The 14905-nt window shown below is 49.4% G+C and carries 15 protein-coding genes; 6 read left to right on the top strand and 9 right to left on the bottom strand.

The annotated features are described in order from the left end of the window. Position 1 precedes the first annotated feature (1 nt). Together QUE60_RS01775 and rpsU are read right to left on the bottom strand one after the other, a co-directional pair. On the bottom strand, positions 2-448 hold the full coding sequence (locus QUE60_RS01775; protein WP_286227007.1) for a GatB/YqeY domain-containing protein: 447 nt from the start codon (positions 446-448) through the stop codon (positions 2-4). 126 nt (positions 449-574) lie between these two features. Further along, entirely contained in the window at positions 575-787 is a 213-nt protein-coding gene (gene rpsU / locus QUE60_RS01770; protein WP_011903537.1) for a 30S ribosomal protein S21, read from the bottom strand. Between the two features lie 86 nt (positions 788-873). Between rpsU and tsaD the strand changes: the two genes are divergently transcribed. After that, positions 874-1944, top strand: a complete 1071-nt coding sequence (gene tsaD, locus QUE60_RS01765) for a tRNA (adenosine(37)-N6)-threonylcarbamoyltransferase complex transferase subunit TsaD (protein ID WP_286227006.1) — start codon at positions 874-876, stop codon at positions 1942-1944. Here tsaD and folE2 read toward each other — a convergent pair. The 4 genes from folE2 to xseB are packed head-to-tail and all read right to left on the bottom strand — an operon-like array spanning position 1941 to position 5902. Beyond that, positions 1941-2765, bottom strand: a complete 825-nt coding sequence (folE2, locus tag QUE60_RS01760) for a GTP cyclohydrolase FolE2 (protein WP_286224045.1) — start codon at positions 2763-2765, stop codon at positions 1941-1943. The genes tsaD and folE2 overlap by 4 nt on opposite strands. A 57-nt stretch (positions 2766-2822) precedes the next feature. Next, complete coding sequence (dxs, locus tag QUE60_RS01755; protein WP_286227005.1) at positions 2823-4745, bottom strand: 1-deoxy-D-xylulose-5-phosphate synthase; 1923 nt, start codon at positions 4743-4745, stop codon at positions 2823-2825. A 1-nt stretch (position 4746) separates the two neighbouring features. Next, positions 4747-5655: a polyprenyl synthetase family protein gene (locus QUE60_RS01750; RefSeq protein ID WP_286227004.1), complete on the bottom strand. Its 909-nt coding sequence runs from the start codon at positions 5653-5655 to the stop codon at positions 4747-4749. 19 nt (positions 5656-5674) lie between these two features. Beyond that, positions 5675-5902, bottom strand: a complete 228-nt coding sequence (gene xseB, locus QUE60_RS01745) for an exodeoxyribonuclease VII small subunit (protein ID WP_286227002.1) — start codon at positions 5900-5902, stop codon at positions 5675-5677. Between the two features lie 190 nt (positions 5903-6092). Between xseB and QUE60_RS01740 the strand changes: the two genes are divergently transcribed. Together QUE60_RS01740 and QUE60_RS01735 are read left to right on the top strand one after the other, a co-directional pair. Further along, positions 6093-7199 carry an aromatic ring-hydroxylating oxygenase subunit alpha gene (locus QUE60_RS01740; RefSeq protein ID WP_286227001.1) on the top strand — a complete coding sequence of 369 codons (1107 nt, stop codon included), beginning with the start codon at positions 6093-6095 and terminating at the stop codon, positions 7197-7199. Beyond that, positions 7199-8056: a sulfurtransferase gene (locus QUE60_RS01735; RefSeq protein WP_286227000.1), complete on the top strand. Its 858-nt coding sequence runs from the start codon at positions 7199-7201 to the stop codon at positions 8054-8056. Before QUE60_RS01740 ends, QUE60_RS01735 begins: the two co-directional genes overlap by 1 nt. A gap of 21 nt (positions 8057-8077) precedes the next feature. Here QUE60_RS01735 and QUE60_RS01730 read toward each other — a convergent pair whose 3' ends face one another. The 3 genes from QUE60_RS01730 to polA are packed head-to-tail and all read right to left on the bottom strand — an operon-like array spanning position 8078 to position 12578. Beyond that, positions 8078-8839, bottom strand: coding sequence for a ZIP family metal transporter (locus QUE60_RS01730; protein WP_286226143.1), 762 nt, complete (start codon positions 8837-8839; stop codon positions 8078-8080). Positions 8840-8886: 47 nt separating this feature from the next. After that, positions 8887-9786 carry a dienelactone hydrolase family protein gene (locus QUE60_RS01725; RefSeq protein WP_458574801.1) on the bottom strand — a complete coding sequence of 300 codons (900 nt, stop codon included), beginning with the start codon at positions 9784-9786 and terminating at the stop codon, positions 8887-8889. Between the two features lie 29 nt (positions 9787-9815). Continuing rightward, positions 9816-12578: a DNA polymerase I gene (gene polA / locus QUE60_RS01720; protein ID WP_286226999.1), complete on the bottom strand. Its 2763-nt coding sequence runs from the start codon at positions 12576-12578 to the stop codon at positions 9816-9818. A gap of 162 nt (positions 12579-12740) precedes the next feature. Between polA and QUE60_RS01715 the strand changes: the two genes are divergently transcribed. Genes QUE60_RS01715 through QUE60_RS01705 form a run of 3 tightly spaced genes read left to right on the top strand, consistent with a single transcriptional unit; the run spans position 12741 to position 14897 of the window. Continuing rightward, entirely contained in the window at positions 12741-13109 is a 369-nt protein-coding gene (locus QUE60_RS01715) for a hypothetical protein (protein ID WP_286225697.1), read from the top strand. Between the two features lie 8 nt (positions 13110-13117). Continuing rightward, the gene (locus QUE60_RS01710) at positions 13118-14095 is read left to right on the top strand and encodes a homoserine kinase (RefSeq protein ID WP_286226998.1); all 978 of its coding nucleotides are present in this window, start codon (positions 13118-13120) and stop codon (positions 14093-14095) included. A gap of 16 nt (positions 14096-14111) precedes the next feature. Beyond that, entirely contained in the window at positions 14112-14897 is a 786-nt protein-coding gene (locus QUE60_RS01705; RefSeq protein WP_286227462.1) for a BPSS1780 family membrane protein, read from the top strand. Positions 14898-14905: the final 8 nt, after the last annotated feature.

Below are 14905 nucleotides of genomic sequence, written 5' to 3'. Positions count from 1 at the left end.
ACTACTTTGCGAGAGCGGCCTTGACCATGCCCGAGACCATTCCCATATCGGCTTTCCCAGCAAGTTGTGCCTTGAGTGCCCCAATCACTTTGCCCATATCCTGTGGGCCCACAGCTCCCAAGCTCGAAATTGTCTTTTGAATCGCCGCCTGTACTTCAGCCTCCGATAGTTGGGCTGGCATATACGCTTGTAAGATTCCCAGCTCTTTACTCTCTTGGTCCACTAAATCCGTGCGACCTGCTTTCTGAAACTGCTCAATTGAATCTTTGCGCTGCTTGATCAGTTTTTCAACAATGGCAATGATGCCGGCATCATCTACCGTAATACGCTCATCCACTTCGCGCTGTTTAATTGCAGCCAACAATAAGCGAATGGTGCCCAGCCGCTCGGTCTCTTTAGCACGCATAGCTGACTTCATGTCTTCGGTAATTTGCTCTTTGAGAGTCATTTAAGTTCTCCAAATCGTAGATGGTATTGATCCATTATCCAAGAGATTAAAAAAAACAAAGCCCGCAGACTAGGCGGGCTTTGATGATTGGTGGTTTTCGGGAACTTTCCGAAACCCCAGAAATTCTTAATAGAGCTTTTTAGGGAGCATCTGGCTACGAATGCGCTTGTAATGGCGTTTTGCAGCGGCTGCTTTCTTGCGCTTGCGCTCGGCAGTGGGTTTCTCATAGAACTCACGTGCACGAAGATCAGTCAATAGACCATTCTTCTCAATGGTGCGCTTAAAGCGGCGCAATGCCACTTCAAATGGTTCGTTTTCGCGAAGGCGGACTGTGGTCATGCTGTTTTTACTCGCTTTTACTCTTTGATTGCTTGAAAATGGTCAAAATTTACTAAAACACGGATTTTAGCACGACCCTGCCACCAATGATAGTCCTCGGTATTGAAACCTCCTGCGACGAAACCGGCCTAGCCATCTATGACACAGGGCCCTGGGAGGCTGGAAGACCTGCCCATCATGGCACCTTAGGTGCCGCTTTGCACTCCCAAATTGAGATGCACCAAAATTATGGTGGGGTGGTTCCTGAATTGGCCTCACGAGACCATATTCGCCGCTTAATTCCCTTATTAAACAAGGCGTTAAAAGATTCTGGCCGCACCTTCCAGGAAGTCGATGCCATTGCCTACGCCCAGGGGCCTGGTCTGGCAGGCGCCCTGCTGGTGGGATCAGCCTTTGCCAATGCACTAGCCCTGGCAACCCAAAAACCCCTGGTCGGAGTTCATCACTTAGAGGGTCATCTGCTATCCCCTTTGCTAGCAGATGGATCCTCGCGCCCACCTAAATTCCCCTTTGTTGCCCTATTGGTCTCCGGTGGGCATACGCAACTCATGCTCGTAAATCGAATTGGGGACTATCAACTGCTTGGGGAAACAGTGGATGATGCAGCCGGTGAGGCATTTGACAAGACTGCCAAATTATTAGGTCTTGACTACCCAGGCGGGGCAGCGCTCTCAAAATTGGCAGAGTCTGGAAAGGCTGCCGGATTTGATTTACCCAGACCGATGTTGCATTCCAAGGATCTGGATTTTTCGTTTTCGGGACTAAAAACTGCAGTGCTGCACCAAGTCAAAAAAGCGCAATCCACCAATTCTGATACCGAGTCTTTTCGTGCCAACCTCGCCTGTGCATTTGTTGAGGCCGTGACCGATGTCTTAAGTCATAAAGCAATGGCAGCACTCGAGCAAATGGAGTGTCGTGATTTAGTGGTTGCCGGAGGTGTGGGTGCCAATACCCAGCTTCGGAAAAAACTCACCGCAATGGCAACTGCATGCGGGTATCAGGTGCACTATCCACCAATCGAGTTATGCACTGATAACGGAGTGATGATTGCATTTGCAGGAGCACTTCGACTACTACAAAGTGGTTCAACCACGAATGGGGCATTTGATATCAAACCCCGTTGGGATCTGAGTTCTTTAGATCGCTCGAATCATTAAGGAAGGCTGATACGGGCGAACGCACTGTGGTTATGGATGGACTCAAAGTTCTCCGCTTCGACCATCAAAGACAGGATTCGTTCATCGTGCTTTAACCGGGTAGCAACATCACGTACTAAGTCTTCCACAAATTTAGGAGTCTCATACGCGCGCTCTGTTACCCACTTTTCATCGGGGCGCTTCAAAATAGCCCACAACTCGCTTGAGGCCTCGGTCTCTGCAATCCGCAATAGCTCTTCAACATTCAGATTGGCGGCAGGATCGACTTTGACCAAAATGGTGACGTGCGAGCGCTGATTGTGGGCGCCGTATTCCGAAATCTCTTTTGAACATGGGCATAAGCTCATGACCGGTACGATAGCCTGTAGATACAAGTCAACATCGACGCTTTCATCAGGCATTTGTTTGGCCTCGGCACGATACGTGACCTCGTAATCCATCCAACTTTCTACCGAGGAAACGGGTGCGCTTTTCTTTTCAAAATGGGTGTATTGCATTTGAATACGGCCCTGCTTCGCCTGCAACAGGGGTAACATTTTTTTTGCCATCCCAACGATCTTTGAGCCACTGTAAGCGCCTTGCTCATCGTGCAAAAGATGGACAAAGCGCGACATATGGGTCCCCTTTTGGTCAGCTGGGAGTGCCACATCCATTTCAAACTGAGCAACAGTTGGAAATGATCCAGAACCACTTTGAACATGAATGGGATGCTTGATGCCACGAATTCCAACACGCTCAATCGCAAGAGCGCGAAGGTCATGACCACCTTGAATGTCAGGCAAGGCAGTCGTGTTCAGGAAGTGGGTGTTTAAATCATTCATACCAATATTTTCGCTCAAAACAATCCAACTGACTCAAGGAGCGCCTGTACAAACGCTTTACTTACCGACGGGGACCTGATCCGATGGGGTCTTAAGATTGAGTGGGGCGGTACCCAAATCTGGGAAGCGGGCAAGAATTGCTGCTTCGATTCCTGCAGCATCCAATCCACACTGAGCCATGAGCAAGTTGTAATCTCCGTGCTCAATAAAGACATCGGGTAATCCAAGAGTTAATACCGGCTTGGTGATACCCAAGAGGTTCATGGCCTCCATGCAAGCGCTACCAGCACCACCCTGAACACAACCGTCCTCAACGGTCACAAAGTAATCATGATTACGGGCAAGCGTTTTGATCAACTCAATATCCAGCGGTTTTACAAAACGCATATTCACTACCGTAGCATCCAGTTTTTCGGCGACATCCAAAGCAGGATAGAGCAGCGTTCCGAATGCCAGAATAGCGAGACGTTTACCCTTTGTTTGCGCCTCACGACGAATCTCGCCATGCCCGAGTGGTAAGGAGCGCAATTCGGCAGATGGCGGATTGCCAATACCTGCGCCGCGGGGATAGCGAACTGCGCTTGGGTGATTTTGATGATACGCGGTCGTTAATAAATCACGGCACTCCGCTTCATCCGCCGGAGTCATGATCAACATATTAGGAATGCATCGCAAATAGGCAATATCGTATGCCCCGGCGTGAGTCGCACCATCGGCACCCACTAACCCAGCACGGTCAATCGCAAACACAATCGGTAAATCTTGCAAGGCCACATCATGAATTAACTGATCATAGGCACGTTGTAAGAAGGTGGAGTAAATCGCCACGACGGGTTTCATACCCTCGCAGGCCATACCTGCAGCAAAGGTCACAGAATGTTGCTCCGCGATACCCACATCGTAGTAACGATCGGGGAAACGTTTTTCAAACTCGACCAAGCCTGAACCTTCGCGCATTGCAGGTGTGATACCAATTAATTTTTGATCCGCCTGCGCCATATCGCATAACCACTCACCAAATACTTGAGTGAATGTTTTCTTACCCGCACCACTCGATTTGATTCCTTCTTGGGGATTAAATTTACCGGGGCCATGGTACAAAATGGGATCCGCCTCAGCCAACATATAGCCTTGGCCTTTGCGCGTGATCACATGCAAGAACTGAGGCCCATTCCCCTCCTTTGCCAAACGGCGTACGTTTTGCATCATCGGGATGAGGGTATCCAAATCATGGCCATCAATGGGACCAAAGTAGGTAAAGCCAAACTCCTCAAAGATAGTGGATGGAGACACAAAACCTTTGGCATGATCCTCAAGACGTTTAGCAAACTCGCGTAGCGGCGGTGCCATCGAGGACAGAACCGAATCAATTCCTTTTTTGGTTGCCGAGTAAATATTGCCGCTCAGAAGACGCGCTAGATAGCGATTGAGGGCGCCAACCGCTGGTGAAATTGACATATCGTTGTCATTTAGAATGACTACCAGGGGCATGTTCTCATACACGCCTGCATTGTTCATGGCTTCAAACGCCATCCCTGCACTCATCGCGCCGTCGCCGATCACAGCAACTGCCACCCGATCCTCGCCCTTGGTTTGCGCTGCGCGCGCCATCCCCATGGCTGCCGAGATGCTGGTAGAGGAGTGAGCTGTACCAAAAGTGTCGTACTCACTCTCAGAACGTCTTGGAAATCCTGACAATCCCCCAAATTGCCGTAAGGAATGCATCTGATCGCGACGTCCAGTCAAAATCTTATGCGGATAACTTTGATGACCCACATCCCACACGATCCGATCGTGCGGTGTATCGAATACATAATGCAAGGCAATCGATAGCTCTACCGTTCCTAAATTCGACGAGAGGTGACCGCCCGTCTTTGATACAGAATCCACGATGTACTGTCTTAGCTCATCGGCAAGTGCCGGGAGCTCCTCACGTGTTAATTTACGTAAATCGCGAGGGTCATTGATCGAGTGCAACATACTATTTTTTGCGATCCACAACTAAATGAGCAATATGACGCAAGGCATCGGCCTGTGGCCCAAACTCATTCAGACTGTTTAGCGCTCTCCCCTTTAATTCATTAGCCAGTTCGTTTGCATAGTCTAAACCCTTCAGGGTCACATAGGTAGGCTTATCTTGCGCCGCATCTTTGCCCGCCGTTTTTCCAAGTGTTGCACTATCAGCAGTCGCGTCCAGAATATCGTCCACCACCTGAAAAGCCAAGCCAATCGCCTTTGCGTAAGTATCAAGTTGAGCCATCGCTGGATCGGACAATTGGGCGGCAATCCCTCCGAGCTGGACAGCGCAAATGAGTAGAGCACCGGTCTTCATGGCATGCATTTCTTCTAAAGCGGGCAAGTCCATTTTTTTGCCCACGTTCTGCAAATCAATCGCCTGTCCACCGGCCATGCCCTTAGAACCCGAGGCATGAGCCAAGGAAGCAATCATGCGCAGCTGTGCAAAACCGGTCTTTGGGTCAGGACCGACTGGATACGAGAGGATTTCAAAGGCACGGGTTTGTAATGCATCGCCCACTAGTAAAGCAGTCGCCTCGTCATAGGCTTTATGAACTGTAGGGCGTCCGCGGCGTAAATCATCATCGTCCATGCATGGCAAATCATCGTGCACCAGGGAATAGGTATGAATCATCTCAATCGCACTCGCGGCACGATTCACGAGCGACCCATCTACTTGATCAACTGACCCTAACTCACTCGCAGCAAATACTAATAGGGGACGAATTCGTTTGCCACCACCCAACACGGCATAGCGCATCGCGGCGTGCAAATGCTGGGGGATCGCAGTATCTGAGTCGAGATACTGCAGGAGCGCATTTTCTGCTCGCTGCGATTGGGAGGCCAACCATGCCTCGAATGAAAATAAGCTCATCGATTCAGTGTTAATCGACTTAACTCTCGATCACTTTAACTTGTTGCTCAACCTGTGCCAACACGCCCTGACAGTGTTTTAAGAGTGCGGCACCTCGTTGATAGGCGGCCAAGGTTTCTTCAAGGGATAGCTTGCCAGATTCCATAGCAGCCACCAAGGACTCAAGCTCTTTGAGGGCTGCCTCATAGCGCATTTGGGGGTCAATATTTCCCTCGATTGGGGCTGGGTTCATTTTTTTACTTGCCATATCAAGATCTTAATACCGAATTGGATTTCAACTGATTTCGGGGTTTATGGGGATTTCCTTCGTTTGACAAATGTCACGAGCAAGATTTTGCCCCATGGGTATAATCCTCCTTCCTTTCCAATATCGACATGTCGATGGTTGGATTGGTTGTTCCGCTTAGCTTCGGCTGACTTTTTCGGGGGTGGGGAGAATGACTAATCTGGCTACCGCGCAATTCCTTGCGCCGTCCAATTTACAACTGCCGGTTTCGGCATATTTTGACGTTGATTTATTTCAACAGGAATTGCAATTGCTGTTTAAGCAAGGGCCCGGCTACGTCGGTCATGAACTCATGGTTCCCGAAACAGGTTCGTATCGAACCCTGCTAGCGGAAAATGAGGGGCGTATTCTGGTTCGCAATCACGAAGGTCCAAACGGTATTGAGCTCTTATCCAATGTCTGTCGCCACCGACAAGCACTGATGCTCAATGGTAGCGGAAAGGTCGACAACATCGTTTGTCCACTGCATCGCTGGACCTACGATCTCGAAGGTCAGTTGCTAGGTGCTCCACATTTTGGGGACAAGCCTTGTTTGAATCTTGGTAAGTCACCTTTACAAAATTGGCAGGGCCTACTATTTGAAGGTCCTAGGGATGTTCAAGCCGATCTCGGAAAGCTGTCCGTGGGTTGCGATTTGGATTTCTCGGGTTATATGCTCGACCATGTTGAGGTGCACGAGTGCAACTACAACTGGAAGACCTTTATTGAGGTATATCTCGAGGACTATCATGTAGTCCCTTTTCATCCAGGGCTTGGTAAGTTTGTGTCGTGTGATGATTTGCGCTGGGAATTTGGTGACTGGCACAGTGTGCAGACCGTCGGGATTCACAAGGAACTGAGTAAGCCTGGTACACCAACCTATCGCGCCTGGCACGACGCGGTTTTACGTCATCACCAAGGGCAAATGCCAAAGCATGGCGCCATCTGGCTCACTTACTACCCCAATGTGATGGTGGAGTGGTATCCAGGTGTACTCTGTATTTCAACGCTGCATCCGATTGCCCCAAACAAGACTCGCAATATTGTGGAGTTCTATTACCCTGAGGAAATTACTCTTTTCGAGCGCGAGTTTATTGAGGCGGAACGTGCTGCGTATATGGAAACCTGCATTGAGGATGATGAAATTGCCGAGCGCATGGATGCAGGTCGCGCGGCCTTGCTTGCTCGTGGCCAAAACGAAGTGGGCCCTTATCAAAGCCCCATGGAAGATGGCATGCAACACTTCCACGAATGGTATCGTCGTGAAATGAATTACTAATGGATCTTCACCCAGGAGGCTATATGAATCCCATCATTACTGCAAATCAACTGGAAGAACTGATCAATGAAGGCAGCGATGTCTTAATTTGCGATTGTCGCTACGACCTCACGAATGCCAACGCCGGCTATGCAATGTACAAAAATGCCCACATCACTGGCGCCATCTATGTGAATGTTGAGCATGATTTATCGGGCCCTAAAACTGGAACGAATGGTCGCCACCCACTACCCACCCCCGAGGCTTGGGCAAAAACCCGTCAACGCCTAGGGATTGCTAATCACACCCATGTGGTTGCCTACGACAGCCATGGCGGTACCTTTGCGAGTCGTTTATGGTGGATGCTACGCTCCATTGGTCACGCTTCGGTGCAAGTACTTGATGGCGGACTAGACGCTTGGAATGGCAGCATTGGCAATGTGGGTCGTGAACCAACACCATTGACCTCGATGCCAGAGGTCTATCCCTTCCAGGGAGTTATCACAACCAATGAGATGGAACAAAACGTCAAATCCGACGCTCCTAAAATGGTGATTGATGCGCGCACGCCAGATCGCTTTCGCGGTGAGAATGAGACTTTAGACCCGGTCGGTGGTCATATTCCCGGAGCAACCAATCGCTGCTTTAAGGAGAATTTGGTCTCGGGTAAATTTAAATCGCCCGAGCAACTCTATAAAGAATTTGTTCTCCTCATTGGTCAACAAAAACCTGGAACTATTATTCATTCGTGTGGATCTGGGGTTAGTGCTTGCCATAATCTGTTGGCGATGGAAGCAGCAGGCCTCAGTGGCTCACGCTTACATGTGGGTAGTTGGAGCGAGTGGTGCTCAGATCCAAGCCGTCCGATTGAGCGATAAACCCAGTTTGTATTCTTTAAATTAGTGGTTGTGGTCGGTTAGCAAAACCACAATTCCAACCCCGATTGCGATCAATACGACTTGGCGTAGCGACTCCTGCCAATGGGGTCGCCGATGCATCTGCGGAATTAAATCACTCACTGCAATGTAAATAAAACTGCTCGATGCAATCACCAGCAGATAGGGCATCACTTGAGTAGCGCGCTCTAAAAAGTAATACGCTAATACGCCCCCGACCACTGCCATCAAACCACTAATTCCGTTGTATAGCAATGCGCGTGCCCGAGAGAAGCCCGCATTGAGAAGTACGATGAAGTCTCCAATCTCTTGGGGGATCTCATGCGCAATGATGGCTAAGGCAGTAAAGATACCGATTTGCACATCGACCATAAAGGCGGCAGCAATCAAAACACCATCCACAAAATTATGAATGCTGTCACCCACCAAAATCATCCAACCACTACTACCCGCCTCCTCTTTATCGTGGCCGTGGTGATGGTCATGCCCATCGCCTTCGTGGTGATGGCTATGACGAAGGAGTGCGATTTTCTCCAAGAGAAAAAATCCAAGCAATCCACCCAAGAGGGTGGCAAATAGGTAGTGGGCTTGCGCACCTGGGATCTCAAAGGCCTCGGGCAGAGAATGTAAAAAGGCGGTGGCCAACAAAATACCTACCGAGAGGCTCACCATATTGTTGACGATTTTGGCAAGCAAGGTTAAGGAAAGGCTTGCGGCAGCGAGCACACTCGCAAGCCCTGCGCCTGCGGTGACCAAAACAATCATTTGAAGTGTGCTCAAACCCACAGGCAATCCGCTCGATTCAATGGATTTTAAGAAACGCCGTACTGCTTAAACCAAGCTAGGCATTTTGCCCAGCCGTCTTTTGCGGGACCCTCGCGGTAGGTATTGCGATAGTCCGCATGAAAGGCATGTGGGGCATCTGGATAGATCTCGAACTTGGAGGCTTTCGCCGCAGGATTGGAACTTGCTTTAGCGAGCGCTGCTTTCATTTGCTCCACGGTATCGAGTGGAATACCAGTATCAGCTGAACCATAGAGACCCAATACGGGAGCTTTCAGATCAGCTGCAATCTCAACGGGTTGTCTGGGGTTATTAGCGGTTTTATCGCCCACCAGGCGTCCATACCAAGCTACGCCCGCCTTCACCTCAGGCATCGTTGCTGCTAACCAGGTAATGCGTCCACCCCAGCAAAATCCAGTGACACCGACTTTTTTAAGATCGCCGCCATTTTTACCAGCCCAGGCAATCGCAGCCTTGAGATCGCCCAATACTTGAGCATCGGGTGTCTTAGCCACAATATTGCTCTGAATCTCAGCAATGGTTCCAAAGGTATTGGGATCGCCTGCACGGGTAAAGAACTCTGGCGCAATCGCCATATAACCCAATTTTGCAAAGCGCCGAGTGGTGTCAGCGATGTACTCATGTACACCAAAAATCTCACTCACGACAATCACGATGGGTAATGGGCCACTCGCTTTCTCGGGACGAGAAATATAAGCCGGCATATTAAAACTACCCACCGGAATATCCTGCTCACCCGCTTTAATGCCAGTAAAGTCGGTTTTAATCGCTTGGGCCAAAACAGGATCCGAAGCGGCTACAAAGCCAATCCCCAAGGCTCCGGCGGTCACCGTTGCTGTTGAGGCTTTCAGTGAGGTCTTCATGAAATCACGTCGACCTAAATCATTGCGCATATGATCGTTCCTCATCATCTTGTCTCCTTATTTGATTTCAATTACTAGTGTGCTTCTTCCCAATTATCGCCAACTCCGATACTTACAATCAGAGGCACCTTGAGTTCAGCAATCGATCCCATCAGTTGAGGTAGGGATGATTTTAGATGCTCAAGCTCCTCAGGCGGGGCCTCAAAGACGAGCTCATCATGCACTTGCAAGAGCATGCGGGTCTTCAGTTGCTCTTGTTCTAGCCAATTTTGTACGGCGACCATCGCCATCTTAATAAGATCAGCGGCCGTTCCTTGCATTGGCGCATTAATCGCTGCGCGCTCAGCGCCCTGCCGTCTTGGACCATTGGCCTTAATGTCGGGTAACCATAAGCGTCGCCCAAATACGGTTTCTACATACCCATTGGCACGAGCCTCTTCTCGAGTTCGTTCCATATATTGGGCAACGCCTGGGTAACGCTCAAAATATTTTGCAATGTACTGCTGAGCAGCTGCGCGCTCGATCTTTAAATTGCTGGCTAGTCCATAGGCGCTCATGCCGTAGATGAGACCAAAGTTAATCACTTTGGCATAGCGCCGTTGCTCCGAGCTCACTTGCTCCAGTGGAATCGCAAAGATCTCGGCCGCTGTCGCTTGATGAATATCCTTACCCGCCTTAAACGCAGCTAATAAGTTTTCATCCTCGGCAATGTGCGCCATGATGCGCAGCTCGATTTGCGAGTAATCCGCAGAAACCAAGCGATAGCCTGACTGAGGAACAAAGGCCTCTCGAATCCGACGACCCTCTTCAGTGCGAACTGGAATATTTTGCAAATTAGGATCGTTTGACGCCAAACGGCCGGTGACCGCAACGGCTTGGGCGTAATTGGTATGCACGCGCCCTGTTTTGGGATTGATCATACGCGGCAGTTTCTCGATATAGGTCGACATCAACTTGGCCAAACTGCGGTAATCCAAAATCCGCGCAGGCAAGGGAAAATCCTCGGCTAGTTTTTGTAAGACCTCTTCGTCAGTCGATGGTGCCCCTGATGGGGTTTTTTTGACCACGGGGAGTTGCAGTTGCCCAAACAGAATTTCACCGATCTGCTTAGGCGATTGGATATTAAATGGCTGACCAGCCAGTTGATGGATCTCCTTTTCGAGGACGAGGAGTTTTTTGCCGACCTCCTGCCCCTGGATTGCTAACTTCTCGCGATCAATCGTGATGCCATTACTTTCCATGATGCCCAAGACGCGCATCGCTGGCATTTCGATCTGTTCATACACGTACCGCAAGCTGGGCATGCGTTCCAATTGTGGCCATAAATGGTGATGAAGGCGTAGGGTGATGTCAGCATCTTCAGCGGCATACTCGGTCGCAGTTTTGAGATCCACCTGATCAAAGCCAATTTGATGCACGCCCTTGCCACAGACCTCTTCATATTGAATGGTCTTCACTCCCAAATGGCGCTGGGCTAAGTTATCCATGCTGTGACTGAGGTGCGACTCCAATACATAAGATTCGAGTAAGGTGTCGTGCTCCACTCCTTGCACCTGAATTTGATAATTGCCAAAGACGTGTATGTCGTATTTAAGATTTTGACCAAGCTTCTTCGCTTCAGGATTCTCAAGCCAGGGCTTTAGTCGAGCGAGCACCCAATTCCGTTCCAGTTGCTCTTCGCCAGTACGATGCGCAACCGGGATGTAACAAGCCTTACCCTCTTCAACCGATAAGGAAATCCCAACCAGCTCGGCTTGTAAGGGATCTAGGCTCGTGGTCTCGGTATCAATACAGGTTAATGTGGCATGCTTAATTTTCTGTAGCCATTGTTCAAACACTTCTTGGGTTGTCACGCATGTGTAGTCACGCGCAATCTCACCTTTAGATGGTGCTTGAGACTCCTGCGAAAGAGACTCTTGGAAGACTGGGGTATCTGAATGATTCGTTGCGCTCTGTGAAGTTGGAGCAGATAGACTCTTAGCGTCTAGTTCCTTCAACCATGATTTAAATGCGTAGCGCTCAAAGAGTGCTCTCAGTTGGCTTGGGTCTTCGGGCTTCGCGTGTAAATCATGTAATGAACCGATGTGCGGATTGAGATCGCAATCGAGTTTTACTGTCAGCAGTTCTCTGGCCTTGGGCAACCAATCAAGACTCGCTCGTAAGTTATCACCCACCACTCCTTTAATTTCACTCGCGTGGGCGATGAGTTGATCCAAATCACCATACTCAGCTAACCATTTATTTGCGGTTTTAGGCCCTGCCTTATGAACTCCTGGAACGTTATCCACGCTATCCCCAATAATCGCTAGATAATCCACAATGCGCTCCGGTGGCACACCAAATTTAGCTACCACCCCCGTGCGATCTAATTTCTCATTGGTCATGGTGTTAACTAAGGTCACTTTGTCATTCACGAGTTGCGCAAGGTCTTTATCGCCCGTGGAGATCACGGTTGACCAGCCCATCTCAGTAGCTTGCCGGGCCAACGTACCAATCACATCATCAGCCTCGACGCCAGAGATCATTAGAACTGGCCAGCCAAGCGCCTTTACCACCTCATGAATTGGCTCGATTTGTGCCACCAAATCCTCGGGCATGGGGGAACGATGCGCCTTGTACTCAGGATATAAATCCTCTCGGAAGGTCTTGCCCTTGGCATCAAATACACAGGCAATGTGATCGGCACCAATTTCTGCACGGGCGCGTCGCATCATATTGACCATACCGTAGATTGCCCCGGTCGGCTCCCCAGCACTATTTCGTAGATCCGGCATGGCATGAAAGGCTCGGTAGAGGTAACTAGAGCCGTCGACAAGGAGTAATTGGTGTGCTGACATGCCTCAATCGTACAATTTAGTTGCTGGGGTCTGGAAAACCCCTGATTTTGCTGTATCGGCGTAACGGTGCGGCAAATCCTAGTTTCTTAGGATAATAGGTGGCATTCTCTCTTAATAAAAATGACGATATCCCTCAATTTACCTACTAAGTCTGGACTACTTATGAGGCGCTATGCTTTCATCGTATGTTCTGCCGCACTCTTATCGCATGGCGTGTTTGCCCAAACATCTGGCACACAAGCGCTAAGCAAAGAAGATCTGAACCAAATTAATAATCAGCCATTAGCTCCGTCATCCAGAAATCCTGCGGGTCTTGGTGTCAAAGAAGAGCGCAAGCCCAGCTTTGAATACACCGACCCCTCCGGTACTCAAATCCGCGAATACCGGGACAGTAATTTACCCACTGAGATCGAGGTGAAATCCGCCTTTGGTACTTATGAGATGTCACCCCCGCAAACGGTATTTCCAGCAGGCGGTATGTCATCGGATAATTTGATTAGCGTTCCGAGTATTCGGATTCCGATAAAGTAATCCGACTCATGGCGGTTTATACCTCCCTCACTCTTGATGAGATCGCTCCTCGCATTGCTAACGATTTTTCAATTGGCAATGCCATCGAACTTAAAGGTATTCATGGTGGGATTGAGAACTCCAATTTCTTTCTGGATTGCCAAACCTCTGAAATCAATTACTATGTTCTGACCATCTTTGAACGGTTAAGCGCTGCGCAACTGCCCTATTACTTGGAGCTAATGCTTCATCTTGCCAATCAAGGCATCTCAGTTCCCAAGCCGATTGCCAATCGTGCTGGACAGCTATGGTTTGAGATCAAAGGAAAACCGGCAGCGATTGTCACCAAACTCTTGGGTCAATCAGAACTTACCCCCCAGAGCGAGCATTGCGATGCCGTGGGTAGAGAGTTAGCGAAAATGCATCTGGCTGGGCAATCGTTTGCGCTATCCCAACCCAATTTACGCAGCCTCTCCTGGTGGCAAGAGACCGTTCCTGTCATCGTGCCACACCTTAATACGTCTCAAAAAGAATTGCTCTTATCCGAGATGCAATTTCAGGAGACATTTTTTCAATCCTCGGTATACGAGTCTCTTCCTGAGGGCCCTTGCCATTGCGATCTCTTTCGGGACAATGTGCTTTTTACTCGCCACCATGGTCAAGAATCCTTAGGTGGTTTTTTTGACTTCTACTTTGCGGGCAATGACAAATGGTTATTTGATTTAGCCGTCACTGCCAATGATTGGTGTTTGGAGGATCCCTTTACCAATGGCTCAGGCGCTCTTAATCGCCAGCGTTTACACGCCTTATTAGCATCCTATATGGGAGTGCGTCCACTCACCGATGGCGAGGAGGCATCGTGGAGCGCGATGTTACGTGCAGCCGCTCTGCGGTTTTGGATCTCGCGGCTTTGGGATTTTTATCTACCGCGTAATGCACAGATGCTCACCCCGCATGATCCAACCCATTTTGAGCGAATCCTACGTAACCGCCGTCACACAAGTTAAGGTAAGCTAAGTGCCTATGAATCTCAATCCCGTTGCAACCAATGAAGGCTATGTATGGGTCCGCCAGGGGGTTTGGCTCTTCAAGCAAAACCCGCTAGGCTTCTTGATGTTGGTCTTTATGTATGTTTTTCTGGCTCAGCTAGCCATCATGATTCCATTGGCTGGAGTATTTGCGGTCCTCATTTTGACCCCTGCCTTATCGGTTGGCTTCATGACCGCGTGTCGTCAAACGATTCAAAAGGATCGGATTTTGCCAACCGTCTATTTGGCAGCGTTCCGCTCGAATAACCCTGAGGTTAAAAAACGCATCTTGCAACTAGGACTGGTGTATACCCTCATGATCTTCACCATGAGCTTAATTGCGAGTATGGTGATTGATTTTCAGGCGCTCCTGCCATTCATTACCAATGACAAACCGATCACCTCTGAGGTCATGCAGCAGTTGTATTACTCACTGATGATCGGTGGTATTTTGTATATTCCAGTAGCCATGCTGATGTGGTTTGCGCCCGTCTTGGTGGCATGGGCTGATATGCCACCGAGCAAAGCTTTATTTGTTAGCTGGATGGCGTGCTGGACCAATAAAGGCGCGTTCTTTTACTACATCACCATCTGGAGCGTAGTGCTGATTGTGATTCCGCTCACGCTAGGAATGATCATGGATATCATCGGTTTGAGCCGTTACGCGTCCTTTGTGGTGGCGCCCTTCTCCATGGCTGCATTAACGGTGATGTATTGCTCGTTCTTTGCGACCTGGAAGGGTTGCTTTACGGGTAATGATTACGAGCAGTTACCGAATTAGACCGGAGT

The sequence above is a fragment of the Polynucleobacter sp. HIN11 genome (genome assembly GCF_030297675.1).
Taxonomy (GTDB): Bacteria; Pseudomonadota; Gammaproteobacteria; order Burkholderiales; family Burkholderiaceae; genus Polynucleobacter.
Note: the sequence above shows the minus strand (reverse complement) of the source record. Positions and strands in the feature narration are given on the sequence as shown.